Raw genomic sequence first — 3,019 nt, 5'->3', positions numbered from 1 at the left:
TCTTCACTTTATTTTTATCAATTTCAAAAGATATATAACGCTGACTCTTTTCATTGGTTAAGCCCATCTGTCCCCTGGCTTTAGAGGCCTTCAGTTCTTCAGGCGACATGGTAGTTACATACACGGCTTTGGGTTTTCCGGATATCGACCCTTTTCCTCTCTTTCCCGGGTCGCTCATGTTAATTTTGCCGCTTCCCATAATACCATTGTACCCATCCACGCTTGTGTAATGATATACCCTTATCATTTCCGCCCCTTCCAATCCCCAGGCATCTACCCATGTATTGGGGTCACGCACATACGCATAAAGATTGAACTCGCCGGAGGCTAACTTAATCGGGTCCTGGGAAATAAACATTCCGCTTTCCGGTTCGTAATACCTGAACCTGTTATAGCGCAATCCTGTTTCCGTATCTTCATACTGTCCCTGATAAAGATAATTACAAAAAGTTCTATCACCATGCAGTTGCCGCACTTTCCCATAGCAATCCAGTTCCCGCTCCCATACCTTGTTTCCTGAAGCGTCAAAAGCATGTGTGGGTGTGCCCAGGTGATCCGTTACAATACTATAGGTGCCATTAGCGGTGAGTTTGGCGCAGGGAACAAAAGAATTTTCTTCAAATATCCAGGTCACCAGGTTTTCTACGGGTTCCTGTTCCATCTCTAATGCGCCATCTGCCTCGGCCTGCAAATGCGGGGGATAATCGCCGGTATACTGCCATTCATGCAAGGGTACATTGCCATCCCAAAGCCAGCGGGTTACCTGTTGTTTCCGTTTATTTACCCTGGCAATACGGCGGCCTAACGGATCATAGCTAAAAACAATTTCTGCGCCGCTGGGGATGATCACTTTTCCCAGCAATCCGTTTGCCTTCCATTCATATGCCCAGCCTGTATGGCTGCCATTGAGCACAATTTTATTTGCTTTTGCCCAGGGGCGTTTATCTTCTGCAGCAGGGTTACTGTTGTGCCGAAATTCCCTGAAAATAAGATTTCCTTCGCCGTCGTAGTAATAGAAATAATCCGGGCATTCCAGCAGCCGGCCACCTTTACCATATACGCGGTCTTCCCGCGCGGCCGTTTTAAAAAGATGCCCCAGCTTATCAGGTACCCGGTAAATTGTTTCGGCAACTGTTCCTCCCGTTTGGCCATAGCTGGCGCTCACCAGGTTATCAAACTGATCATATGCGAACTGCGTATGCGCACCGCTCATTTCATTAACGATACGCCGCAGCTGTGTATTTCTATCCCAATCGTACCGTATACGGCTTTGTTCTGCCTTATGTACGCCAATGGATTGCCGGAGTATCTTTCCTTCTTTGTCGCGTTGCGTTTCCACGGTTACTCCGCCTGAAAGCTGCCGCAATATCTCCAGCCCGCTTTCGTTATGTTTCCACTGTGCCTGCCAGCTATCCGCATACCCGTTGGAGGCCTGCATTTTTTCCACCTGTCCCGCTTCATTGTGTTCTAACGTGATAGCAGCTCCCAGGCTGCTTTCCACAAGCACCGGGTCGCCCCATTCATTATACTGCCGCGTTACCGCATAAGCGCCCTGCATCTCGCTTATTACACGGCCATAGTTATCCCGTTGAATGGTAATGGCGCCATCTTCATTAAAAGCGCCTGTAAGCAAACCGTCTTTGTTATATCCATAAGCCGTTACACTGCCATCATAATGTTCTTCCCGTACCAATAAACCGGCGCCGTCGTAATCACAAATGGTCCAGCGGTTATCGGGACGAATGATCTTTTTCATCCTTCCGGCCACGTCCCGTTCGTAGTGGTTATGCACACCATCGAAGCCCCATTCATTGATCACATTGCCATTAGCATCCTGTTCCAGCCGGTACAGTTCTCCGCCTTCGTTGGCAATACTGCGCAACTGCAATTCCTTATCATAGTTAAACCGGATATGCACGCCTTGCTGGCTCCTTCCTGTTAATATGCCCAGCGGACCATAGCTGAATTTAACTTCACGCTGACCATCTGCCGCCTGCACCAGGTTATCTGCAGCATCATAACTGAAATGCTGTATGTTACCATTTGCTTCTTCCATGCGGATCATATTCCCGGAAGCATCATAATTATATTCGTACCAGTAACCTGTTTCCGTGACCTCTTTTACTAACTGGCCCAGTGCATCATACTTCCAGTGCAACTCCGCATTTTCCGGTGAAATGAGCCGGGTAAGATTATGCTGTTCATCATACGCCAGCCTGAAAATGCGTCCGTTATTGTAAGTGATCTTTGTGAGATAAGGGCCTGTATACCCATACCGGATTATATTTCCATCAATAGTCCTTCTTCTTTCCAGTAATCCCTTTTCGTTGTAATCCCATTGCTGTTTCCTGCCGGCGGGTGTTTTAATCCCTTCCAGCCGTTGCGCTTCATCATAATGAAATGTGGTAGTTTCTCCGTTTTCATTGGTTTCCTTCACTTTATTTCCATACACATCATATTCAAACTTCACGGTATTCCCTGCCGGGTCTGTGATTACTTCCAGTTCTTCATAAAGGTTATATTGCTGCAGGATAACGCCCCCGTTACCGTCTATGATTTTACTGATCAGGTTACGGTCGTCATAGAAGTAAGTAGTGGTATGCCCAAGACTGTTAGTAGTGGTCGTTTTCCCATTCTCATAACTTGCATGATATTCTAGTATGCCTTCATCTCCCCAGGTGTGTGTACAACGGGCATTTTCCCCGCTGCCATCATATTCCCAGTAAAAGTTCATCCCTGTTTGGGTGGTTAACCTTACCAGTAAATGTCCTTTGTAAAAAAAGTATTTGCTCACCTCCCGTGCATTGGTGGTACTCACCATATTTCCTGCTTCATCATATGCATAGCGCACCAGGTTAATACGGGTGGCTTCATTGTAGGTATGAATGCATTCAATACGGCCCCGCTCATCTGTGGTTACCTGCAGCACGCGGTTGCTGCTGTCGATGATCTGTTGCAGATAGCCGTGCCCGTTATACCGGAACTGTATATGAAACCCTGCGGGGTTGCTGATTTCAGA

1 protein-coding gene is annotated in these 3,019 nt (G+C 47.2%); it reads right to left on the bottom strand.

What is annotated here, in order from left to right:
- A partial coding sequence (locus tag VN105_RS09120) for an RHS repeat-associated core domain-containing protein (RefSeq protein WP_325640058.1) occupies positions 1-3,019 on the bottom strand: 3,019 nt, incomplete at both ends.

The organism is Chitinophaga sp., from assembly GCF_035564935.1.
Taxonomy (GTDB): domain Bacteria; phylum Bacteroidota; class Bacteroidia; order Chitinophagales; family Chitinophagaceae; genus Chitinophaga.
The sequence above is the reverse complement of the archived record's forward strand: the minus strand, read 5'-3'. Positions and strand labels throughout refer to the sequence as shown.